Origin of the sequence: Streptomyces sp. NPDC020884, assembly GCF_044333935.1 — a bacterium.
Classification (GTDB): Bacteria; Actinomycetota; Actinomycetes; order Streptomycetales; family Streptomycetaceae; genus Streptomyces.
The window spans coordinates 1-21905 of sequence record NZ_JBIRRY010000004.1 but is presented as its reverse complement, the minus strand read 5'-3'; the positions used below and the strand labels follow the sequence as shown (position 1 = coordinate 21905).

General features: G+C 74.2%; 18 protein-coding genes and 1 pseudogene. 10 read left to right on the top strand and 9 right to left on the bottom strand.

What is annotated here, in order from left to right:
- Window positions 1-196: 196 nt before the first annotated feature.
- Window positions 197-934, top strand: a complete 738-nt coding sequence (locus ACH4UK_RS14385; RefSeq protein WP_398356359.1) for a PucR family transcriptional regulator — start codon at window positions 197-199, stop codon at window positions 932-934.
- A 251-nt stretch (window positions 935-1185) separates the two neighbouring features.
- Here ACH4UK_RS14385 and ACH4UK_RS14380 read toward each other — a convergent pair whose 3' ends face one another.
- Window positions 1186-2304, bottom strand: a complete 1119-nt coding sequence (locus ACH4UK_RS14380) for a glycerate kinase (protein ID WP_398356971.1) — start codon at window positions 2302-2304, stop codon at window positions 1186-1188.
- A 155-nt stretch (window positions 2305-2459) separates the two neighbouring features.
- On the opposite strand from ACH4UK_RS14380, the gene ACH4UK_RS14375 reads away from it, so the two are divergent.
- From ACH4UK_RS14375 to ACH4UK_RS14340, 8 genes are all read left to right on the top strand, one after another.
- Window positions 2460-2960 carry an NUDIX domain-containing protein gene (locus ACH4UK_RS14375; RefSeq protein ID WP_398356358.1) on the top strand — a complete coding sequence of 167 codons (501 nt, stop codon included), beginning with the start codon at window positions 2460-2462 and terminating at the stop codon, window positions 2958-2960.
- Window positions 2961-3156: 196 nt separating this feature from the next.
- Window positions 3157-3942 (top strand): CoA transferase subunit A, encoded by a 786-nt coding sequence (locus ACH4UK_RS14370; protein WP_398356357.1) that lies wholly within the window; start codon window positions 3157-3159, stop codon window positions 3940-3942.
- 1 nt (window position 3943) lies between these two features.
- Entirely contained in the window at window positions 3944-4633 is a 690-nt protein-coding gene (locus ACH4UK_RS14365) for a 3-oxoacid CoA-transferase subunit B (RefSeq protein ID WP_398356356.1), read from the top strand.
- 364 nt (window positions 4634-4997) lie between these two features.
- Window positions 4998-6515 (top strand): PHB depolymerase family esterase, encoded by a 1518-nt coding sequence (locus tag ACH4UK_RS14360; protein WP_398356355.1) that lies wholly within the window; start codon window positions 4998-5000, stop codon window positions 6513-6515.
- Between the two features lie 102 nt (window positions 6516-6617).
- Complete coding sequence (locus tag ACH4UK_RS14355) at window positions 6618-8087, top strand: 3-hydroxybutyrate oligomer hydrolase family protein (protein WP_398356354.1); 1470 nt, start codon at window positions 6618-6620, stop codon at window positions 8085-8087.
- Between the two features lie 206 nt (window positions 8088-8293).
- Complete coding sequence (locus ACH4UK_RS14350) at window positions 8294-9091, top strand: 3-hydroxybutyrate dehydrogenase (RefSeq protein WP_398356353.1); 798 nt, start codon at window positions 8294-8296, stop codon at window positions 9089-9091.
- Window positions 9092-9206: 115 nt separating this feature from the next.
- The gene (locus tag ACH4UK_RS14345) at window positions 9207-10628 is read left to right on the top strand and encodes an MFS transporter (protein WP_398356352.1); all 1422 of its coding nucleotides are present in this window, start codon (window positions 9207-9209) and stop codon (window positions 10626-10628) included.
- A 97-nt stretch (window positions 10629-10725) separates the two neighbouring features.
- Entirely contained in the window at window positions 10726-12630 is a 1905-nt protein-coding gene (locus ACH4UK_RS14340; protein ID WP_398356351.1) for a helix-turn-helix domain-containing protein, read from the top strand.
- 47 nt (window positions 12631-12677) lie between these two features.
- On the opposite strand, the gene ACH4UK_RS14335 is transcribed toward ACH4UK_RS14340, so the two are convergent.
- Window positions 12678-13082, bottom strand: a complete 405-nt coding sequence (locus tag ACH4UK_RS14335) for a (2Fe-2S) ferredoxin domain-containing protein (protein WP_398356350.1) — start codon at window positions 13080-13082, stop codon at window positions 12678-12680.
- Between the two features lie 368 nt (window positions 13083-13450).
- Here ACH4UK_RS14335 and ACH4UK_RS14330 point away from each other — a divergent pair, with 368 nt between their 5' ends.
- The gene (locus tag ACH4UK_RS14330) at window positions 13451-14035 is read left to right on the top strand and encodes a TMEM165/GDT1 family protein (protein ID WP_398356349.1); all 585 of its coding nucleotides are present in this window, start codon (window positions 13451-13453) and stop codon (window positions 14033-14035) included.
- Window positions 14036-14109: 74 nt separating this feature from the next.
- Here ACH4UK_RS14330 and ACH4UK_RS14325 read toward each other — a convergent pair whose 3' ends face one another.
- The 7 genes and pseudogenes from ACH4UK_RS14325 to ACH4UK_RS14295 form a co-directional block, all read right to left on the bottom strand.
- A complete protein-coding gene (locus ACH4UK_RS14325) occupies window positions 14110-14634 on the bottom strand; it encodes a methylated-DNA--[protein]-cysteine S-methyltransferase (RefSeq protein ID WP_398356348.1) in 525 nt (174 codons plus the stop codon).
- A 22-nt stretch (window positions 14635-14656) separates the two neighbouring features.
- Window positions 14657-16129, bottom strand: a complete 1473-nt coding sequence (locus ACH4UK_RS14320) for an AlkA N-terminal domain-containing protein (RefSeq protein WP_398356347.1) — start codon at window positions 16127-16129, stop codon at window positions 14657-14659.
- A gap of 112 nt (window positions 16130-16241) precedes the next feature.
- Window positions 16242-16778 (bottom strand): O-acetyl-ADP-ribose deacetylase, encoded by a 537-nt coding sequence (locus ACH4UK_RS14315; protein ID WP_398356346.1) that lies wholly within the window; start codon window positions 16776-16778, stop codon window positions 16242-16244.
- Between the two features lie 102 nt (window positions 16779-16880).
- The gene (locus ACH4UK_RS14310) at window positions 16881-18299 is read right to left on the bottom strand and encodes a phytoene desaturase family protein (protein ID WP_398356345.1); all 1419 of its coding nucleotides are present in this window, start codon (window positions 18297-18299) and stop codon (window positions 16881-16883) included.
- A 98-nt stretch (window positions 18300-18397) separates the two neighbouring features.
- Window positions 18398-19243, bottom strand: a complete 846-nt coding sequence (locus ACH4UK_RS14305; RefSeq protein ID WP_398356344.1) for an inositol monophosphatase family protein — start codon at window positions 19241-19243, stop codon at window positions 18398-18400.
- A gap of 59 nt (window positions 19244-19302) precedes the next feature.
- Window positions 19303-21146 (bottom strand): annotated as a pseudogene (locus tag ACH4UK_RS14300) (gamma-glutamyltransferase family protein).
- Between the two features lie 48 nt (window positions 21147-21194).
- On the bottom strand, window positions 21195-21905 hold a 711-nt coding region (locus ACH4UK_RS14295), incomplete at its 5' end, for a tyrosine-type recombinase/integrase (protein ID WP_398356343.1).

The following is a 21905-nucleotide window of genomic DNA, read 5'->3' as shown; positions in this document are numbered from 1 at the left end:
CGTGTGTGGTGCCACAGACCAGCACCGGGCGGGACGTGCGTCCACGGCGCGGCACCGACTCGATGCGGGCGACCAGCGAACGAAGGGCCTCGTTGTGCACGCGCACAGACGCGGAGACGGGCGGGCGCCCGTCCGCGCGGGCGGTGGCATCCTCATCGGTCATCAGGAGCGCCCGGACCCGGGGACGGAGCGGCGGATGCGGCGTGGAACGCGAAACGGTGCGCTGCTCGGCCCGCTGCTGGCGGGCGGGACCCTGCCGGACCTGGTGGACCGTGCGACGCGCGGCCTCGGGCTGCCGGACCGGGGTCGTTACGCGGTGGTGGTGCTGGGCGGGCCCGTACCGGAGGCCGCGGTGGCGGCGGGCCCGGACGCGGACGGCACCCGCTGGTGCTGGTGCGGTTCCGGGGACTGGGACGGGGAACGGGACGGGGATGTCGCGGTGCTGCTGCTGGGTGCCGGGGGCCCGGCCGGGGCGGTGGCGCGGCTCAGGGAGCACGGGGCGGGGCCGGGAGGCATGAGTCCGGTGGTGGGCTCGCCGGCGGAACTGGGCGCGGCACGGCGGCTCGCGGGCACGGCACTGCTGACGTGTGCGCCCGGTACCCGGGAGGTCGTACGGCTGGACGAGCGGCTGCCGACGGCCCTGCTGGTGAGCAGGCCGGAGCTGTCGGCGCGGCTGCTCGCGGAGGTGTTCGGGCCGCTGCTGACGCTGGCCCCGGCGGAGCGTGCGGTGCTGGTGGGGACGCTGGAGGCGTGGCTGGAGTGCGGGGGTTCGGTGGGGCGGGCAGCGGCGCGGTTGCGGTGTCACCGCAACACGGTGTTCAACCGGCTGCGGCGGCTCGAGCGACTGACCGCGCGCTCCCTGTCACGGCCGCGCGAGCTGGTCGACCTGGTGCTGGCGCTGGAGGCGCTGAGGCTGTCGGGGGCGCCGCGGTGAGGGGGCGGGGGCGCGGTGGGCGCGTGGGGGCGTAGACGTGGGGCCTGGGGTACGGGGGCCTTCGTGCGGGAGGGGCCCGGGGCACGGCCCGCGTACGAGGCCCTGCGTACGGGCACGGCCCCGCGCACAGGAGGGCCTTCGCGCGGGACGGACCTCGTGCGGACGGCCCTCGTGCGGGAGGGGCCCGGTGTCTGTCCCCGGGGCCCTCCCACACGTTCTCTCCGGCTGTTCGCGCCGTGCGGCGCGCCGCGTCAGCCCTGGAGGAAGTCCCGGGCGATCGACTCCGCCGCCCGCTCCAGCAGCGGCCCGGCCTGGGCCATGGACACGGCCGGGTCCGGTTCCAGCTCGGCCAGGGCGTAGGCGCGGCGGATGCCTGCCTTCTCCAGGGCCTCCGGCGGCAGGGCGAGCCGGCCGCAGACCGCGACGACCTCGATCCCGGCCGCGCGGGCGGCGGCGGCGACCCCGGCCGGGGCCTTGCCGTGCAGTGTCTGCTCGTCGAGCGAGCCCTCGCCCGTGATGACCAGCGTGGCGCGGGCCAGCGCGGGGGCGAAGCCGAGCACGTCGAGCATCACCTCGATGCCGGGGCGGAAGCGGGCGCCGAGGGCGACGAGCGCCCCGTAGCCGATGCCGCCGGCCGCGCCGGCTCCGGGCAGAGCCGCCGTCTCCGGCCCCAGGACGGAGGCGTAATGCGTCAGGGCCGCGTCGAGGACCGCGATGTCCTCCTCGCTCGCGCCCTTCTGCCTGCCGTACACCTCGGGTGCGCCCTTGGGCCCCGTCAGCGGGTTGTCCACGTCGCTGGCCAGGATCAGGTCGACGTCCGCCAGGCGCGGGTCGAGCCCCGAGAGGTCAGCCTCGGCCAGCTCCGCGAGAGGTCCGCCGCCGGGGCCGACGGGCTTGCCGTCCGCGTCGAGGAAGCGTGCTCCGAGGGCGGCGAGCATGCCCGCGCCGCCGTCCGTGGTGGCACTGCCGCCGACCCCGAACACGATCGTCGTCGCCCCCGCCTCCAGGGCGGCCAGCAGCAGTTCTCCCGAGCCGTACGTGGTGGCCGTGAGCGGGGCGAACACCCCGTCGGGCAGGTGCTGGAGGCCCGAGGCCTCGGCCATCTCCACCACCGCGGTGGAGTCGCGCAGCGCGTACGCCGCCGTCACCGGGTCCCCGATGGGGCCGGTCACCCGCGCCTCGCGGCGCTCGAACCCGGCGGCCACCGCCGCCGCGACCGTGCCGTCGCCGCCGTCCGCGACGGGCAGGGTCTCCACCCGCACGTCGGGGACGACGCGCCGCAGCCCGGCCGTCACCCGCTCCGCGACCTGTACGGCCGTGAGCGAGCCCTTGAACTTGTCCGCCGCGACGAGCACGCGGGCGGTCTCCACATCTGCTCCGTCCGTCACCTTGCATCCCTTGCTTTCGAACAGGCAGTCGCGCCGCCCCGACCCTATCCGCACGACCCCTGATCTGCCCATGGCCGTCCACGGCCGTGCGGTCGTCCGCCCGGGACCGGACCCCGTCCCCCACTAGGCTGGCGGCCGTGACGAATCCTCCCGATGCCGACTACGCCACGTACATCGCCGGGCTCCCGCGGGTCCTCGCCGCTGCCGCCTCGCTCTTCCGCAACGCGGACGGGCGGGTCCTGCTCGTCGAGCCGAACTACCGCGAGGGCTGGGCGCTGCCCGGCGGAACGGTCGAGTCGGACGCGGGCGAGGGCCCCCGGCAGGCGGCCCGGCGCGAGACGGCGGAGGAGATCGGCCTCGACCTCGCACCGGGCCGGCTGCTCGCCGTGGACTGGACGCGGGGCGTCGGCCGCCCGCCGATCGTGGCGTACGTGTACGACGGCGGGGTGCTCACCGCAGGTCAGCTGGCGGCGATCCGGCTCCAGGAGGAGGAACTGCTCTCCTGGAAGCTCGTCGCGCCCGCCGATCTGGACGGTTTCCTGCTGGGCGCGCTCGGCCCCCGGGTACGGGCGGCGCTGGACGCCCTGGCGTCCGGTGGCGGGGCCGTGGAGCTGGAGCACGGCGAGCCGGTCGCGTAGAGGGGCGATCCCTCTGCTGAGCTCCGTCCCGGGCCGGGCGGTCAGCCCCGCCGGGCATCGGGCTCCCCGAAGGACGACGCGCCGGATGGCCGAGCCCACCATCCCGCCCCGCTCCGGTGTGGGGCCGTCCGCCATCGCCCCGAGCCGTCACGGCTTCCTAGTCTCGTGCGCAGTCGACGAGTCGAGAGGTGGACGGATGAGCAGGGACAAGGTGGTCGCCGACGCGGCGGACGCGGTCGCGGACGTGGAGCGCGGGGCGTCGCTGGCCGTGGGCGGTTTCGGGCTGTGCGGCATACCCAGTGTGCTGATCCACGCGCTGCTGGAGCGGGGCGCCGGGGAGCTGCGGGTGGTGTCCAACAACTGTGGGGTGGACGACTGGGGCCTGGGCCTCCTGCTGCGGGCGGGGCTGATCTCGCGGATGACCAGCTCCTACGTGGGGGAGAACAAGGAGTTCGCGCGCCAGTACCTCCAGGGGGAGCTGGAGGTGGAACTCGTCCCCCAGGGCACCCTGGCGGAACGGTTGCGGGCCGGCGGCTCGGGCATCCCGGCGTTCTACACGCCGGCGGGCGCGGGCACCGTGATCGCGGAGGGCGGTCTGGCCTGGCGCCACGGCGCGGACGGCTCCGTCGCGGTCGCCTCGCCGCCCAAGGAGAGCAGGACCTTCGGCGGCCGGGAGCACCTCCTGGAGGAGGGCATCACCACCGACTTCGCGCTGGTGCGGGCGGCCGTGGGCGACCGGCACGGCAACCTCCGCTTCGACTCCTCCGCCCGCAACTTCAACCCGCTCGCCGCGATGGCCGGACGCGTCACCGTGGCGGAGGTGGAGGAGCTCGTAGAGCCTGGCGAACTCGCCCCCGACGACGTCCATCTGCCCGGGATCTTCGTCCAGCGGGTGGTCCCCGTCGGGCCCGCCGACCCGCGCGCCGAGAAGCGCGTCGAGCGCCGTACCGTCCGCGCCGCCGCTCACGAAGGGACCGTCTGAGATGCCGCTGACGCGTACGCAGATGGCGGCCCGCGCCGCCGCGGAACTGGCCGACGGCTCCTACGTCAACCTCGGCATCGGTCTGCCGACGCTGATCCCCGACCATCTGCCGGACGGCGTCGAGGTGGTGTTCCAGTCGGAGAACGGCCTCCTCGGCGTCGGCCCCTACCCCGTCCCGTCCGAGGTCCGGCCCGACCTGATCAACGCGGGCAAGGAGACGGTGACCCTGACGCCCGGGGCGTCCTGCGTCGACTCCGCGCTCTCCTTCGCGATGATCCGTGGCGGGCACATCGACGTCGCGGTTCTGGGGGCGATGCAGGTGTCCGCCTCCGGCGACCTGGCGAACTGGGTGATCCCCGGCAAGGTGGTCAAGGGGATGGGCGGCGCCATGGATCTCGTCCACGGGGCCCGGCACGTCATCGTGTTGACGGAGCACACAGCACGCGACGGCTCCCCCAAACTGCTCGCGGAGTGCACCCTGCCGCTGACCGGCCGGGGCGTGGTGCACCGGATCATCACCGATCTCGCGGTGCTCGACGTGACCCCCGGCGGCTTCCTGCTGCGGGAGGTGGCCGACGGGGTGACGGTGGATCAGGTGCGCGCCGCGACCGGGGCGGACCTGACGGTGGCGCACGAGCTCGCGGCGGTGGGCGGAGCGCTCCACCGGCCTCCCATCGGGACTGTCCCGTAGCAGCGCTGTCCCGTCGCGGGAGCTGCCCCGTAGTGCCCTAGCGGGAGCTGTCCCGGTAGCGGGAGCTGCCCCCGTAGCAGCGCCGTTCCGTAGCGGGAGCTGCCCCCGTAGCGGCAGCAGGCCCCTAGCACCGCTGTGCCCCAGCAACAGCTGCCCCGTAGCAGCAGGCGCGCGCACCCCACAACGGGTGGCGGCCCCCGGCTCCCCGGCCGGTTGTGGCGGGCACCGCCATTCCCCGGCCGCCCGCCCGCTTCCTACGGTGACCGCACCCCGGCCACCCCGCCGTCGTCCTTCCGACGGCGGCGGCGCGGCCGAGGTCACGGGATCACGGGCGATCCCGTGCGCCGCCCTACGGGAGGTCACCATGTCCTACGTCATGCCGTCGCGTCCGGCCCCACCCGAGCCCCCGCCGCCGGGGGCGGGACGCGGCGGGCGGTGGAGCCGTCTGGCCCGCCGGCTCGCCGCCGTCGTCGCCCTCGCCACCGTGGCGGCGCTGGCCGGTCCGGTGGCCGGCGAGGCGCGGGCGGCCGCCGCCCTGGAGCGCGTCGCCGACTTCGGGGCCAATCCCGGCAACCTGGGCATGTACGTGTACCGGCCCACGACGCTGCCGGACAACGCGCCCGTGGTCGTCGCCCTGCACGGCTGCACCCAGAGCGCGCAGGTCTACTCCGACAACGCCGGGTTGAACACCTTCGCCGACCGCCACGGATTCCTGGTCGTCTACGCCGAGACCACCACCGCCAACAACGCCAACAAGTGCTTCAACTGGTTCCAGACGGGTGACACCCGGCGAGGTCAGGGCGAGGCGGCGTCGATCCGGCAGATGGTCGCCCACGCCGCGGCCGCCTACGGGGCGGACACCGGCCGCGTCCAGGTCACGGGCCTCTCGGCGGGCGGGGCGATGACCGCGGTCATGCTGGCCGCCTATCCGGACGTGTTCGCCGCGGGCGCGGTCATCGCGGGCATCCCCCACGGCTGCGGGGTCGACGTGGTGTCGGCGTTCGGCTGCATGAGTCCCGGCGTGGACCGGACCCCGGCGGCGTGGGCGCAGGCCGTCCGGGACGCCCACCCCGGTTTCGCGGGCCCCTGGCCCCGTGTGGCCCTCTGGCACGGGGACAACGACGCGACCGTCGTCCCCAAGAACGCCGATGAGCTGCGGGACCAGTGGACCGCGGTGCACGGGCTCGACCAGTCACCGGACCGGACCTCCGTCATCGGCCCCAACAGCACCCGCAGGAGCGAGTATCTGTCGGCCGGCGGCGCGAGCGTCGTCGAGGTCAACCAGGTGCCCGCCGTGGCTCACGGCACCCCGGTCGATCCCGGCAGCGGCGGAGAGCAGTGCGGCGCCACCGGCACCCAGCACTTCATCGACTCGATCTGCTCCAGCTACTGGATCGTCCGCTTCTTCGGGCTGGAGGGCTCGACACCGCAGCCGGGCGGGCTGCCGGCCCCCGCGGGTCTGCGGTCCACCGGAGTGACGGACACCTCCGCGACGCTGGCCTGGGACCGGGTCGAGGGGGCCGCGGAGTACGCGGTGTACCGCGACGGTGCGCGGGTCGCCACCACGGCAGGGCCGCCGTACACCGATCCGGGTCTGGCCCCCGGCAGCACCCACGCGTACACGGTCGCGGCGCGGGACGCGGACGGCGCCGAGGGCGTCAGGTCCGGTGCGGTCACCGCGGTCACCACCGGCGCCGCACCGGCCTGCTGGACGGCCAACAACTACGAGCACGTACGCGCGGGCCGGGCCACCACCACCGGCGGCCAGGTGTACGCGGCGGGGTCCGGCCAGGGCCTGGGGCTCTACAACACCTTCGTGACCCACACCCTCAAGGAATCGCCGCCGGGCCACTACGTCCTCGCCGACGGCACCTGCCCCTGACACCGCTGACCCCGCTCACCCATCCACCCGCCTCACCCGCTCGCCCCGCTTCCCCATTCCCCCGCTCACCCGCTCACCCGCTCACCCGACGGAGGCACAGCCATGCCAGTCGCCCCACCGGCCGTCCGGCGCACCGGATCCCGCCACGACGCTCCGCGCGGCCCGGCCCACGGCCGGTGGCTGCGCGGGGCGGCCGTCGCCGCTGCCGCGCTGATGGCCTGGACGGCCGCTCCGGCCGCCGCCGCCCCGGTGCCGGCCGACCCCGGCCGGCCCGGTCACTGCTCGCGTTCCGACCTGATCAGGGTGCCCGGAGCGGCCCGCCAACAGACTGACTGCCTCAGGGAGTTGACGACGGCCGGAACGGTGGCCTCCGGGCACACCGACCCGGCCGACTGGGCGGGGCTCACCCCGGCGGGGCTGCCCACCCCCAGCGGCGTGCCGGGCATCCAGATCGACGGGTACTTCCCCGACGCCTCGACCGGCAACACCAACCACGGCTGGAACCACGACTCCCAGTTCGTCATCCGTCTCCCCGATCGCTGGAACGGCGGCCTCGTCGTCGCCGGTGCGCCGGGGGTGCGCGAGCAGTACGCCAACGACCGGGCCTTCGGCGACTGGGCGCTCGCCCGGGGCTACGCCTTCGCCGCCACCGACAAGGGCAACACCTCGGCCGCGTTCCACCGGGACGGCACCGCGCCCGGTGACGCCATCGCCGAGTGGAACACCCGGTTCACCCAACTCACCCGCGCGGCCCGCCTGGTCGTCGCGCAGCGCTACCTCCGCCCGCCCTCCCGCACGCTGGCGATGGGCCTGTCCAACGGCGGCTATCTGGTGCGCTGGCAGCTGGAGAACCATCCCGGGCTGTACGACGGCGGGGTGGACTGGGAGGGCGCGCTCTGGCGCGCCGAAGGGCCCAACCTCCTCACCTTCCTGCCGCCCGCCCTCCGCGCCTATCCCCGCTACGCGGCCGGGGGCGCGGACGCCGAGAACGCCCACCGGACCATGACGGCCGCCGGTTACCCGGCCGGTTCGGAGTTCCTCTGGCCGTATCACCACCAGTACTACTGGGACCTGACCCAGCGGATCTACCGGGAGGAGCTGGACCCGGACTTCGACGGCGCGACCGAGGCCGGCACGCCCTTCTGCGCACCGGGGACCCCGGCCTGCGACGCCGACTACGTCTACGCGGAGCGGCCGCCCGGAGTCAGGGACGCCGTCGCGAAGATCGCGCTGACCGGCCGCATCGGGAAGCCGCTGATCAGCTTCCACGGCACCCTGGACGTCCTGCTCCCGATATCCGGGACCTCGGACGCGTACGCGGCGATGGTGCGGCGGCAGGGCCGCGGCGCGCTCCACCGCTACTACCGCGTCGAGGGCGGCACGCATGTGGACTCGCTCGTCGACGTCTTCCCCGACCGGCTGCGCCCGCTCGTGCCCTGCCACCGTTCGGCGGCCGCGGCGCTGGAACGCTGGCTTCAGGACGGCCGGCGGCCCCCGTCGAGCCGGACCCTGAAGCTGCCCGAAGGGGCCGGTCCCGCCGAGCTGCTCGCCCGCTGCCCGCTGGACGGGTAGCCGCCGCCACCCCCCGCACCCCCGCGGCAGAACGGGGCCCTCCACGGCGGAGGGCCCCGTTCTGCCGCGGAGGGCGCCTCGTGGCCCCTGGTGCCCCGGGCGTCACACACGGTTCGCCGAGTGGCGGAGTCACCCACTCCCCTCCCCCTCACTGTGGAGATCCACGCCATGGGATGCCCGGCGGAGTGTCTCTAGCGTTTCCGGCCATGACGAGCCAATTTCACGCAGCGTCCGGTTCCCCGACGCCGGATGCCGGGGCCGTGGACCTCAGGGGGCGTACCGCCCTCGTCACCGGCGGCGGCAGCGGCATCGGGCGGGCCACCGCCGAGGCGCTCGCCGGGGCCGGCGCCCTGGTGCACGTGGTCGACCGCGAGGCCGGGAGCGCCAAGTCCGTCGCCGCCGCGATCGGCGGCGTGGCCCACGTCGTGGACCTGGCCGACCCCGAGGCGATCGGGACGCTGCCGACCGCTGTGGACGTCCTGGTCAACAACGCCGGGCTGCAGCACGTGGCCGCCATCGAGGACTTTCCGCCGGCCCGCTTCGAGCTGATCCAGAAGGTGATGGTGAGCGCCCCGTTCCTGCTGATGCGGCACTGCCTTCCGCACATGTACGCCGGGGGGTGGGGCCGGATCGTCAACGTCTCCAGCATGCACGGGCTGCGGGCCAGCGCCTTCAAGTCGGCCTACGTCGCGGCCAAGCACGGCCTGGAGGGGCTGAGCAAGGTGGCCGCGCTGGAGGGCGCCCCGCACGGGGTGACCAGCAACTGCGTCAACCCCGGTTACGTACGCACGCCCCTGGTGGAGGGCCAGATCGCGGGCCAGGCCGCCGCGCACGGGATCCCCCGGGAGGAGGTCGTCACGGACATCCTCCTGGACCGTTCCGCGATCAAGCGGCTGATCGAGCCCGAGGAGGTCGCCGCGGTCTGCCTCTGGCTCTGCGGCCCCCACACCTCGTACATCACCGGCGCCTCGCTCCCCGTCGACGGGGGCTGGGGCGCGCACTGACCCCACACCCGCCTCCGGTCCCCACCGGAGCCGGGCGCACGACCCGCACGACCCGCTCCACCCGCTCCCGCACCCCCGTCCCTGACAGCCTGCCAACGAAACGCGGTGACTCATCATGGGTTCCCCCAGCTCCGCTCAGCCCCCCTCGGGACCGTCCGCCTCCCCGCAACCCGCCCCCGGGGGCAAGATCGGCCGGATCGTCGCGGCCAGCCTCGTCGGCACCACCATCGAGTGGTACGACTTCTTCCTCTACGGCTCGGCCGCCGCGCTCGTCTTCAACACGCTCTTCTTCCCGAGCAGCGACCCGCTCGTCGGCACCCTGCTGGCCTTCCTGACGTACGCGGTCGGCTTCGCCGCCCGTCCGCTCGGCGGTGTGGTCTTCGGCCACTACGGCGACAAGATCGGCCGCAAGAAGCTCCTCGTGATCAGCCTGCTGATGATGGGCGGCGCGACCTTCGCCATGGGGCTGCTGCCGACCCACGCGAGCATCGGGGTATGGGCGCCGGTCCTGCTGACGGTCCTGCGCCTGGTCCAGGGCTTCGCGCTCGGCGGCGAATGGGGCGGCGCCGTCCTCCTCGTCTCCGAACACGGCGGCGACAAGCGGCGCGGCTTCTGGGCGTCCTGGCCGCAGGCCGGGGCCCCCGGCGGCAACCTGCTCGCGACCGGCGTCCTGGCGCTGCTCGCCACCGTCCAGTCCGACGAGACCTTCCTCGCCTGGGGCTGGCGCATCCCGTTCCTGCTCTCCGGCGTCCTCGTCATGATCGGCCTGTGGATCCGGATCTCCGTCGAGGAGTCCCCGGTCTTCCTGGAGGCGCAGCGGAAGGCGCAGGAGCAGGCCGCCGCGGGCGTCAAGGAGCCGGCCCCGGTCGTCGCGGTGTTCCGCAAGAGCTGGCGCGAGGTGCTCCTCGCCATCGGCACCCGGTTCGGCGAGAACATCTCGTACTACATCCTCACCGCGTTCCTCCTGGTCTACGTGACCGTGCACCTGGAGATGTCCAAGAGCGACGCGCTGAACGCCGTACTGATCGGCTCGGCGGTCCACTTCGTCACCATCCCGCTGTGGGGCGCCCTCTCGGACCGGATCGGCCGCCGGCCCGTCACCCTGATCGGGGCCCTCGGCATGGCCGTCTGGGCCTTCGGCTTCTTCGCGCTCCTGGACACCAGGTCCTTCCCGCTGATCGTCCTCTCGGTCACCCTCGGCCTGCTGCTGCACGGGGCGATGTACGGGCCGCAGGCGGCCTTCATCTCCGAGATGTTCGACACGAAGGTCCGCTACTCCGGCGCCTCGATGGGCTCGCAGCTGGCCTCGATCATCGGCGGCGCGCTCGCCCCGCTCATCGCGGTCGAGCTGCTCAAGGACTACCGCTCGTCCGTCCCGATCTCGCTCTACCTCTGCTTCGCCTCCCTGGTCACCGCGGTGACGGTCTGGGTGGCGAAGGAGACCCGCGGCCGCGACCTGGCCAAGGACGGCCTGGAGCATTCGGTCCCGGCCGCGCCGACCGCCACCCGCAAGGACTCGGTCCCCCTCGGCCGCTGACCGAGGCCCCTCCCGCGCGCCGCACCGCTTCGCACGGCGCGCGGGAGACACCCACCCCCCGCTGCCCGCACGGATCCTCCCGGGAGGCGATCACCGTATGCTCACCGGCGTGACAGCCCCCGGCCCCCAGCACTCCGCGGCAGCCCTGCGCCGGCTCCTCGACCTGCTGGCGCAGGGCGCGGCGGCCGAGGAGTTCGACCGGCCGGCCGCCGCCGCCCGGCAGGCGGGGGCCTCCCCGGCCGAACTGGCCGAGATCGCGGAGGCCGCCGCCGTGGCCCTGCGCATCCGGCGCACGCTCAGCCAGCACCGGGTGCGCGAGGCGCAGCTCACCGCCCTGTTCGACACGGCCAGCGACCTGGCGGCCCTGCGTGACCTGGACGCCGTCCTGCGGGCCATCGTCCACCGGGCGAAGCTGCTGCTCGGTACCGACGTCACCTACCTCTCCCTCAACGACGACGCCGCGGGCGACACCTACATGCGGGTCACCGACGGGTCGGTGGCCGAGGCCTTCCAGCGGGTGCGGCTCGGCATGGGCGAGGGTCTGGGCGGGCTGGTGGCCCAGACCGCCCGCCCGTACGCGACCGGGGACTACCAGGCCGACACCCGGTTCCACCACACGACCACCATCGACGGAGCGGTCCTGGACGAGGGCCTGCGGGCGATCCTCGGCGTGCCCCTGCGCCTGGGCACTCACATCATCGGGGTCCTGTACGCCGCCGACCGGGCCCCCCGCGAGTTCACCGCCGGCGAGGTGGCGCTGCTGTCGTCACTGGCCGACCACGCCGCCATCGCCATCGACGGGGCGCGGCTGCTGGAGGAGACCCGGGCCGCACTCGTCGACCTCAACGCCGCTTCGGAGACCATCCGCACGCACAGCGAGGCGATGCGCCGCGCGGAGGGGGCCCACGACCAGCTCACCGACCTCGTGCTGCAGGGCGGCGGCGCGGACGACGTGGCGGCGGCCCTCGCCGACATCCTGGACGGCGGGATCCTCATCCACGACGCGGACGGCGCCGAGCTGGCCCGTGCCCGCACGGAGCCGCTGCCGCCGCCGATCCCGGCGGTGTCCGCCTCCCGCGCCAGGGGCCGGGCCGTCCCCCTGGGCGGCACCTGGGTCTGCGCCGTCCTGGCCGGCCCCGAACTCCTCGGCTCCATCGCGCTGACCGGCCGGGCGGGGCTCGCGGACGCCGACCGGCTCCTGTTCGAACGCGCCAGCGTCGTCACCGCGCTGCTGATGCTGCTGCGCCGCTCGGTCGCCGAGACGGAGGACCGGGTACGGGGCGAGCTGCTGGGCGACCTGCTCTCGCGCACCGGCGACCCGGGCACGCTGACGGCCCGCGCCCGCCGGCTGGGCGTCAATCTGAGCCGTCGGCACAGTGTGTTCGTCGCGCACAGCGAGGTGGCCCCCCGCCACCGTCTGCTGGCCGCGACCGCCCGGAGCGCCCAGGCCCGCAACGGTCTGGCCGGGCTGCACCACGACCATGTCGTCCTGGTGACGCCGTCCGAGGCACCCGGACCTGCCGCCCAGGCACTCGCCGCCGAACTGGGCCAGGCGGTGGGCTGCCCCGTCACGGTCGGCGCGGCGGGTCCCGCCACGGGTCCGGCCGACCTGCCCCACGCGCACAGCGAGGCCGACCGCTGCCTCTCCGCGCTGCGCGCCCTCGGCCACACCGGAAGCGGCGGGGCCGTCGCGGACCTCGGGTTCATCGGCGTGCTCCTGGGCGACCAGGCGGACCTGGGAGGCTATGTGCGGCGCACGCTGGGGCCCGTACTCGACTACGACAGCCGGCGGGGCACCGACCTCGTCACCACCCTGGACGCCTATTTCGCCCAGGGGGCGAGCCTCACCCGGACCAAGGCCCTGCTGCACGTCCATGTGAACACGGTGGTGCAGCGGCTGGAGCGCATCGGCCGGCTGCTCGGCGAGGACTGGAACACGCCGGCCCGCACGCTGGAGATCCAGCTGGCGCTGCGGCTGCACCGGCTGACGCAGGGGTTGTGACGGGAGGGCGGCGCACGCCCTCCGCCGGACCCGCCGCTGGAGGGCCCTCAGCCGTCCAGGCCCGCCCGGACCCGGCGCGAGGGCTGGAAGACGTACAGGTCGAGGATGTCCGGGGCGTCCGCGAGCCCCGGGCCGCCCTCCGTCGCCCAGGTCACGATGTCCTGCTCGGCGTGCTCGTCGTTGACCAGGCCCAGCCAGACCGGCCGGCCGCCGGCCCGGCGGCCTTCGGCGGAGGGCTGCACGACGATCACGTTGCCCTGCTCACAGGCGTCCAGGCACTCGACCGCCCGGACGGTGGCGGTCCCCTCCAGTCCGGAGCGCAGCCGGGCCAGCTGGGCCGCGTGGTCGACGCCCGGAATCTTCTCGGTGCCGCAGCAGCAGCCCCGGCAGACGCTGACGGTGGGCCGGGGAACGCCCTGGGCGGGCACGTCCTTGCGGGAGCGGCGGCTCATGGGGGAACTCTCCGTCGCGGTGGGGTGGAGTGGGGACCACCGTCGGTCCGGGTGATCATCACGACTCTACCGAGGCGCTCCCGGCGCCCACACAGCCGCCCTCACCTGGCCGGATGAGGTAATGTTGACGGCTGCGAAGGGGAGTAGCCCCGCAAACCGGTCGTCGACACACTGGAACCCCCGGGTTCCCGGTGGCCGGGCTCGTGGGTCCTGCGAAGGACGGCCACGGGCGGGCGAGACCTTCGGTCCTGCATGACACGTCCACGCCTTGTGGGCGTTGCCGTCATGCCGGGCCGAGTGGTCCTCCGAAAAGCCCGAGCGGCGCCTCGCGAAGACCCGGGGCCCGGCTCGCACAGAAAGCCGCCGGAATGGATCTCGACCCCCTGGCGATCATCACCGCGTTCGGCCTGATCTTCCTCGCGGAGCTCCCCGACAAGACGATGTTCGCCTCACTGGCCATGGGCACGCGGATGCGTCCGCTGTTCGTCTGGTTCGGCACCTCGTCCGCGTTCGTCGTGCACGTCGCCATCGCCGTCGGCGCGGGCGGCCTCATCGGACTGCTGCCCGACTGGATCGTCAAGCTCGTCTCGGCCTCGCTCTTCGCGTTCGGCGCGTTCATGCTGCTGCGCGGCAGCGGTGCGGACGACGACGAGGACGCCGAGGTGAAGACGGTCACCGGGTTCTGGCCGGTCTACTCGACCGCGTTCATGGCGGTGTTCATCAGCGAGTGGGGCGACCTGACCCAGATCACCACCGCCAACCTCGCGGCGAGCAACGGCGCCTGGTCCACCGCGATCGGCGCGGCCGCCGCCCTGATGTCCGTCTCGGCCCTCGCGCTGCTGGCGGGCAAGTTCATCGCCAAGCGCGTCCCGCTGAAGACCGTGCAGCGCGTCGGCGGGATCTGCATGCTGGGCCTGGCCGTCTGGACGGCCGTGGAGATCTTCACCGGCTGACGAGCGTGGGGACGGGCGTGGGGAGGGGCGTGGGGACGGGCGTGACCGGCTTCGGTACAGCCCGTCCCGCTCTCTCAGAACAGCGCAGGCGCCGCGTCCTGCGTGCCGCTCTCGAACGCGAGCAGCCGCTGCTTGCGGTCCAGGCCGCCGCCGTATCCGGTGAGGCCGCCGGAGGCTCCGATCACCCGGTGGCACGGCACGATGATCCCGACCGGGTTCTTCCCGTTGGCGAGGCCCACCGCCCGCGAGGCGCCCGGCTTGCCCAGTTCCCCGGCCAGTTCCCCGTACGTACGGGTCTCGCCGTACGGGATCTTCAGCAGCTCCGCCCACACGCTCCGCTGGAACGGCGTGCCCGCCAGGTTCAGCGGGAGGTCGAAGGTGGTGCGGTCGCCGGCGAAGTACTCCGCGAGCTGCCCGATCACCTCGCCGAACGGCTCCGGGTCGGGGACGCCGAAGGTCTCCTCGGGCGGGCGGTGGCGCTGGTCGGTCATGTAGAGGGCGGACAGGACGCCGTCGGTGGCGACGAGCGTCAGCGGACCGTAGGGGCTGTCGATGACCGTGTGCTGCTTGGTCACCGGTGAGGCGGGGGTCGTGGTCATGGGAGCGGTGTCCTTGTCTCCGTCAGGCGGGCAGGTGGTTGATGGGGTGGTCGTCCACCGTCCAGAGGTACTGCACGGCGTACGCCCGCCACGGACGCCAGTCGGCGGCCCGTGCGGTGAGGGCGGCGGGGGTGGCCGGGAGGCCGAGCCGCTCGGCCGCCCGGCGGATGCCCAGGTCGGTGGGGAGGAAGGAGTCGGGGTCGCCGAGGGCCCGCATCGCGATGGCCTCGACCGTCCAGGGGCCGAAGCCGGGCAGCGCGGCCAGCTCGGTGCGGGCCTGCTCCCAGTCGGTGTCGGTGTCCAGCCGCAGCCGGTCCTCCGCCAGGGCGGCGACGAGCGTGGTGAGGGTGGTGCGGCGGGTGCGCGGCAGCGCGAGGGCCGCCGGATCGAGGCCCGCCAGCGCCTTCGCGGTCGGGAAGAGGTGGGTCAGCCCGCCCTCCGGGTCGTCGACCGGGACGCCGTGGGCGGTGACCAGCCGGGCCGCGTGGGTGCGGGCGGCGGCGGTGGAGACCTGCTGGCCGAGCACCGCGCGCACGGCGAACTCCGCGCCGTCCACCGTCCGGGGAACCCGGCGGCCCGGCCCCGCGTCGACCAGCGGGGCGAGCAGCGGGTCGGTGCGCAGCTGCGCGTCGACGGCGACCGGGTCCGCGTCCAGGTCGAGGAGCCAGCGGCAGCGGCTGATGGCCCGGGTGAGGTCTCGGGGGTCGGTGAGGGAGAGCCGGCAGGCGATGTGGTCGGGCTGCGGGCTGAGGGCGACGACGCCGTGCCCGTACGGGAGGGTCAGGGTGCGCCGGTAGGCGCCGTCCCGCCACTCCTCGACGCCGGGGACGGCGGTCGCGGCGAGGTGGCCGAAGAGGTTGCTGGGGTTGAGCGGGGCCCGGTAGGGGAGGCGGAGCGCGATGACGCCCGGTACGGCGGCGGCCCGCGGGCCCCGGGCGGCCCGGGTGCGCAGTTCGCCGGGGGCCAGGCCGAAGACCTCGCGGACCGTCTCGTTGAAGGTGCGGATCGAGGAGAAGCCCGCGGCGAACGCCACCTGTGCCATGGGCAGCGCGGTCGTCTCGATGAGGAGGCGGGCGGTCTGCGCCCGCTGGGCGCGGGCCAGGGCCAGCGGGCCCGCGCCCAGCTCGGCCAGCAGCTGGCGCTCGATCTGCCGCGCGGAGTAGCCGAGCCGGGAGGCGAGCCCCGGCACGCCCTCGCGGTCGACGACGCCGTCCCGGATCAGGCGCATGGCGCGGGCGACCGAGTCGGCGCGGGCGTTCCACTCGGGGGACCCGGGGCTGGTGTCGGGGCGGCATCGCTTGCAGGCCCGGAATCCCGCCTGCTGGCAGGCGGCGGCGCTCGGGTAGAAGGTCATGTTGCGGACCTTGGGCGGCACGACGGGGCAGCTGGGGCGGCAGTAGATCCGGGTGGTGAGGACCGCGGTGAAGAACCAGCCGTCGAAGCGGGCGTCCTTGGACTGGACGGCCCGCACGCAGCGCTCGGTGTCGGTGTGCATGGTTCCAGGATGGGTCACCGGTCAGGGGCTTGGCTGGCGGAAATCCGACAGGGAGGTCACGCGGAATTCCGACAGCCGTACGACCCCCGGGGCCGACGGGCGGGACGCGGTCTCAGCCGCGCATCGCGAGGACTTCCTCGAACTCGACGTACGCGTGCGCGCCGAAGAGCACGAAGCGCACCTCCTCGACCGGCTCCACCGTCTCCGCCAGGACCGTGCGCACGGCGATCCGCGCGCCGTCGTCCATCGGCCAGCCGTAGATGCCGGTGGAGATCGCCGGGAACGCGATGGACCTCGCGCCCAACTCGGCTGCCAGGCGCAGGGATTCGCGGTAACAGGAGGCGAGCAGGGCGGAGCGGTCCTGGGCCCCGGAGAAGACCGGGCCGACGGTGTGCACGACCCAGCGGGCGTCGAGGCGGCCGGCGGTGGTGGCGACGGCCTGCCCGGTGGGCAGCCCCTTTCCGTGGTGCGAGGCGCGCAGTTCACGGCAGGCGGCGAGGATGTCGGGTCCGCCGCGCCGGTGGATGGCGCCGTCCACTCCGCCGCCGCCGAGCAGCGAGGAGTTCGCCGCGTTGACGATGACATCGACGGACTGATCGGTGATGTCGCCGCGGACCAGACGCACGGCGGGGGAGACAGAGGTGCTCATGCGGACATCATGCCGCGCGCCGGAGGCCTCCGCCGTCCGGTCGGGGCGACCCGTCGGGCGGACCCGCGGGGCCCCTTCCGCGCCGGCGGCCGGGCGGCCCCGTCAGGAGGCGGCCCGCAGCCGCCGCCATACCGCCTTGGCGGCGTGGTGGCCGGACATGCCGTGCACCCCCGGGCCCGGCGGGGTCGCCGAGGAGCAGAGGAACACCGCGGGGTGCGCGGTGGCGTACGGGACACGGGCGAGCTTGGGGCGGATCAGCGTCTGGAGGCCGGCGAAGGCCCCGCAGGCGATGTCGCCGCCCACGTAATTGGCGTTGCGCGCGGCCAGTTGCGGCGGTCCGGCGACCGCGCGGGCCAGCACCAGGTCGCGGAACCCGGGGGCGAAGCGCTCCAGTTGGCGTTCGATGACCTCGGTGGCGTCGCCCTCCCAGCCGGCCGGGACGTGCCCGTAGGCCCAGAAGACGTGGCGCCCTTCGGGGGCCCGGGAGGGGTCGGTCAGGCTGGGCTGGGCGGTGATGAGGAAGGGGGCGCTGGGGTCGCGGCCCTCGACGGCGGCGCGCAGGGCCGTGTCGATGGCACCGGCGGTGGGGCCGATGTGGACGGTGCCCGCGCGGCGCGCTTCCTCCGAGGTCCAGGGGACGGGCCCCGACAGCGCGTAGTCGATCTTGAAGGCGGAGGCGCCGTAGCGGTAGCGCTGATAGGCGCTGCCCAGTCCGGCGATGCGGGCGAGCGCCGAGGGCGAGGTGTCGAAGATGTAGGCGCGGGCCGGCGGGAGTTCGTCCAGGCGCTTCACCTCGCTGCCGGTGCGGATCGTGCCGCCCTGTTCGCGGAGGTAGGAGGCGAGGGCGTCGGAGATGGCCTGGGAGCCGCCGCGCGGCACCGGCCAGCCGTTCTCGTGGGCGGCGAGCGCGAAGACGAGCGCGATGCCCGAGGTGGCGAATCCGCTGGTGGGAGCTATGGCATGGGCGGCGAGCCCGGCGAAGAGACCACGCGCCTTCTCGCCGGCGAAGCGTCGGGAGACCCAGGTGGCGGGCTGGAGCCCGAGCAGGCCGAAGCGGGCCAGCCGGTAGGGGTCGCGGGGCAGGCCGTCCCAGGGGGTGCGCAGGAAGTCGGCGGCCAGGGTGTCCCAGCGGCCGAGGAAGGGGGCCAGGAGGCGGCGGTAGGCCCCCGCGTCGACGGGCCCCAGCGACATCGCGCTCTCGCCGACCGAGCGGGTGAGCGTGGCCGCGGTGCCGTCCGGGAAGGGGTGGGCGAGGTCGACCTCGGGATGCAGCCACTCCAGGCCGTGCCGGTCCAGCGGCATCGCCCGGAACGCGGGCGAGCCGATGCCGAGCGGATGGACGGCGGAGCACGGGTCGTGCCGGAACCCCGGCAGGGTCAGCTCCTCCGTGCGGGCTCCCCCGCCGACGGTGTCGTGGGCCTCGTGGATCTCCACCGCGAGGCCGCGGCGGGCCAGTTCGACCGCGGCGGTCAGTCCGTTGGGCCCCGCGCCCACCACGACCGCATCGAGCATCGACGGCACTGGGGACTCCTTCGTCGGCCGGCAGTCGGACACCCAGGGTATTCGCCGCCACCGACACCGCGGACGCGGGGCCCTGTGAACGGGCCCGTCCGCTTCTCTCAGCGGCCCGCCCGCAACGCCGTCAGGATCCGCCCGGCGGTGGCCTCGTCGCGGGCCGCGGTGAACGGCAGCTCGTTGCCGCCCGCGATCCGGAACGGGACCCCCGCCAGGGTCGCCTGGGCGCCGCCCGCCTCGGTGACCAGGAGCAGTCCGGCCGCGTGGTCCCAGGCGTACTCCCAGTTGAACGCGACGGCGTCCAGGTCCCCGCGCGCCACCGCGAGGTACTCCAGGCCCGCCGAACCGCAGGGGCGCGCCCGGATGGACTCGGTGCGCAGGCCGAGCAGGGCCCGCTTCTGGGCGTCGGTGGTGTAGTCGGGGTGGGACATCGCGACGTCCAGTACGGCGTCGGGGGCGGGCGAGCCGGAACGCATCGGCGCACCGTTGAGCGTCGCGCCACGGCCGCGTACGGCGACGGCCATCTCGCCCAGGACGGGTGCGTACGTCCAGGAGGCGTGGATCTCGCCGTGCTGGGCGAGGGCGACGAGGGTGCAGAACCCGGCTTCGCCCCGGACGAACTGGCGGGTGCCGTCGACCGGGTCGACGATCCAGACGGGGGCGTCGCCGCCGAGGGCGTCGTACACGGACGGGTCGGCGTGGACGGCCTCCTCGCCGACGACGACCGAGCCGGGGAGCAGCTTGGTGAGGGCGGCGGTCAGGTGCTCCTCGGCCAGCCGGTCGGCCGTGGTGACGAGGTCGTGGGGCCCGTTCTTCTCGATGATGTCGTGGGCGGCGAGCTGCCGGTGGCGGGGCATGATCTCGGCAGCGGCAGCGGCGCGCACGGCCGCCTCGACCTCGGTGAGCGGCCCGGAGTCCCCGGTGGTCCCGTGCAGGAAGTCATCGATCATGGGTCCCACCCAATCACGGTCGGCCGGCGACGCCGCCGCCGGGCGTTCGAAGGCGCTGGTCAGCGGCCGACAGCGTATCCCTGCATGCCGCGCGGATTGGCGGCGGCGGACAGGATGCCGGTCTCGGGGTCCCGGGCCACGGCGCACAGGCGTCCCTCCGACCACGGCTCCGCGACCGTGACGTCGTGGCCCCGGCGGCGCAGTTCCGCGATCACGCCGGGATCCATCCGGCTCTCGACGGTGACGCTGCGGGGGTGCATGGCGCGCGGGTGGAACGAGCCGGGGAAGCTGTCGTTGTGCCAGTTCGGCTCGTCGATCGCGCCCTGGAGATCGAGCCCGCCGCGCACCCGGGCGCGCCGGGCGACGGCGAGGAAGAAGTGCACCTGCCACTGGTCCTGCTGGTCGCCGCCGGGCGTGCCGAACGCCATCACGGGGACGCCGTCGCGCAGGGCGAGGGAGGGCGTGAGGGTGGTGCGGGGGCGGCGGCCCGGCGTCAGGGAGTTGGGGAGGCCCTCCTCCAGCCAGGCCATCTGGAGCCGGGTGCCCAGCGGGAAGCCCAGCTCGGGCACGACCGGGTTCGACTGGAGCCAGCCGCCGCTGGGCGTGGCGGAGACCATGTTGCCCCAGCGGTCGACGACGTCCAGGTGACAGGTGTCGCCCCGGGTGGCCCCGTCGGGCGCGACGAGCTCCTCGCCGCCGGGGCGCGCGCTCCGCGCCATGGTGGGCTCGCCCGCGCCGGGCGCGGGGACGGAGCCGGGTCCGGCCTCGCCGGGCTTTCCGGCGGCGACCGCGCGGGCGTGCGCGGAGAGGACCGGGGTGCGGCCGCCGGGGCTGCCGGGGCGCAGTCCGGCGGCGGCGGTGTCGGTGATCAGCGTCCGGCGGTCGGTGTTGTACGGCTCGGAGAGCAGGTCGTCCAGGGGCACGTCGGCGGCGTCCCCGTACCAGGCCTCACGGTCGGCCATGGCGAGCTTGCAGCCCTCGACGAGCAGGTGGACGTAGTCGGCCGAGCCGTGGCGCGGGAGCTCGGGCGGGAGGAGCGCGAGCTGCTGGAGGAAGGCGGGCCCCTGGCTCCACCCGCCCGCCTTGGCCAGCGTCCAGCCGTTCCAGTCGTACGTGGCGGGGGCTTCGTAGGACGCGGACCAGCCGGCCAGGTCGGCGGCGGTGAGGGTGCCGGTGTGCCGGGCGCCGCTGGTGTCGCGGGTGGGGCGGGCCGCCTGCCGTACGAGGGCCTCGGCGACGAACCCCTCGCGCCAGATCGCGCGGGCGGCCTCGATCCGGGCGGTGCGGTCCGCTCCCCCGGTCTCCCGTGCCTCGGCGATCAGACGTCGCCAGGTCGTGGCCAGCGCGGGGTTGCGGAACAGCTCGCCGGGGCGTGGGGAGCGGCCGCCGGGGAGGTAGACCTCGGCGGAGGAGGTCCACTCGGTCGCGAAGAGTTCGCGCACGGTCTCCACGGTCTCGCCGACCCGCTCGACGGGGGCGTGGCCGTCCTCGGCGTATCCGATCGCGTAGCGCAGCACCTCGGCCAGGTCCTTGGTGCCGTGGTCGCGCAGGAGCAGCATCCAGGCGTCGAAGGCCCCGGGTACGGCGGCGGCGAGCGGCCCGGTGCCGGGGACAAGACCGAGGCCGAGGGAGCGGTAGTGCGCGACGGTCGCCCCGGCGGGCGCGGGGCCCTGGCCGCACAGGACGCTCACCTCGCCGTGCGCGGTCGCCAGGATCATCGGGACCTCGCCGGCCGGGCCGTTGAGGTGCGGCTCGACGACATGGAGGACGAATCCGGCGGCGACGGCCGCGTCGTAGGCGTTGCCGCCGTCCTCCAGGATCGCCATCGCGGACTGGGAGGCCAGCCAGTGGGTGGAGGACACCATGCCAAGGTGCCCTGGAGGGTGGGCCGAGTGGTGAACATGGCGCTCTCACCTCGCTGTTTACGCGCGCCGGGCAGTCGAATCTGCGCTCAGGATCCGGGCTGGAGAGAATCTGGGGAGTTCGGACCAAAGCTTTCCACAACCCGCTCCCCCAGCAGGCTATCGATCGCCCTGCGCCCCTTCTTCCCCGCCTCCGGCATGAAGTGCGCGTAGTGATCGAGCGTGATGGTCGGCGACGAATGCCCCAACCATCTTGCAAGGGTGACGACCGACTCTCCTGCCTCCAGCACGATGGATGCGTACGTGTGCCTCAATACGTGGAACCCGTCCTTCGGTGCCGCCTGCCACTGCCAAGGTTTCGCCCCCTTGGCACGCGGAGGGATGACTCCTGCCCTGGCCAGGGCAGGCTTCCAGATCTCGGTGTTCCACGTGTTGGCGGCGATCGCGTTCCCGTACTTCGTTGTCAGTAGGAGGCCGAACTTCTTCCGCTTCCTATCCGGTTCAGGGCCGCCCCAGGGAAGCTCGACCTCGTCGCCGGGGTATGCGCTAGCGTGCTTCACCAGCTCCTCGGCCACGGAACGAGGCATGTCCGCAACACGCGTCTTGACACCCTTTGGAAGGGTAAAATACTTGTGGCCATTGACTATTTGCACCTGACGTCGGACGTGGAGAACTCCGCGTGCGTAGTCGACGTCTTCCATACTCAAAGAGCGTTTTGTCCTGGCGGGAGTGTTTGGGAACGCAGTGCTGTCGTGGATGATTGCGGGGTGTTGGTCCAGGTGGAAGCGGTGGGGGAGATC

Bases quoted from the DNA above. Each gene is read 5' to 3' on its own strand.
- ACH4UK_RS14385 (WP_398356359.1), top strand. From the start codon at position 197: ATGCGGCGTGGAACGCGAAACGGTGCGCTGCTCGGCCCGCTGCTGGCG.
- ACH4UK_RS14370 (WP_398356357.1), top strand. From the start codon at position 3,157: ATGAGCAGGGACAAGGTGGTCGCCGACGCGGCGGACGCGGTCGCGGAC.
- ACH4UK_RS14365 (WP_398356356.1), top strand. From the start codon at position 3,944: ATGCCGCTGACGCGTACGCAGATGGCGGCCCGCGCCGCCGCGGAACTG.
- ACH4UK_RS14360 (WP_398356355.1), top strand. From the start codon at position 4,998: ATGTCCTACGTCATGCCGTCGCGTCCGGCCCCACCCGAGCCCCCGCCG.
- ACH4UK_RS14355 (WP_398356354.1), top strand. From the start codon at position 6,618: ATGCCAGTCGCCCCACCGGCCGTCCGGCGCACCGGATCCCGCCACGAC.
- ACH4UK_RS14350 (WP_398356353.1), top strand. From the start codon at position 8,294: ATGACGAGCCAATTTCACGCAGCGTCCGGTTCCCCGACGCCGGATGCC.
- ACH4UK_RS14345 (WP_398356352.1), top strand. From the start codon at position 9,207: ATGGGTTCCCCCAGCTCCGCTCAGCCCCCCTCGGGACCGTCCGCCTCC.
- ACH4UK_RS14340 (WP_398356351.1), top strand. From the start codon at position 10,726: ATGCTCACCGGCGTGACAGCCCCCGGCCCCCAGCACTCCGCGGCAGCC.
- ACH4UK_RS14335 (WP_398356350.1), bottom strand. From the start codon at position 13,082: ATGAGCCGCCGCTCCCGCAAGGACGTGCCCGCCCAGGGCGTTCCCCGG.
- ACH4UK_RS14330 (WP_398356349.1), top strand. From the start codon at position 13,451: ATGGATCTCGACCCCCTGGCGATCATCACCGCGTTCGGCCTGATCTTC.
- ACH4UK_RS14325 (WP_398356348.1), bottom strand. From the start codon at position 14,634: ATGACCACGACCCCCGCCTCACCGGTGACCAAGCAGCACACGGTCATC.
- ACH4UK_RS14320 (WP_398356347.1), bottom strand. From the start codon at position 16,129: ATGCACACCGACACCGAGCGCTGCGTGCGGGCCGTCCAGTCCAAGGAC.
- ACH4UK_RS14315 (WP_398356346.1), bottom strand. From the start codon at position 16,778: ATGAGCACCTCTGTCTCCCCCGCCGTGCGTCTGGTCCGCGGCGACATC.
- ACH4UK_RS14305 (WP_398356344.1), bottom strand. From the start codon at position 19,243: ATGATCGATGACTTCCTGCACGGGACCACCGGGGACTCCGGGCCGCTC.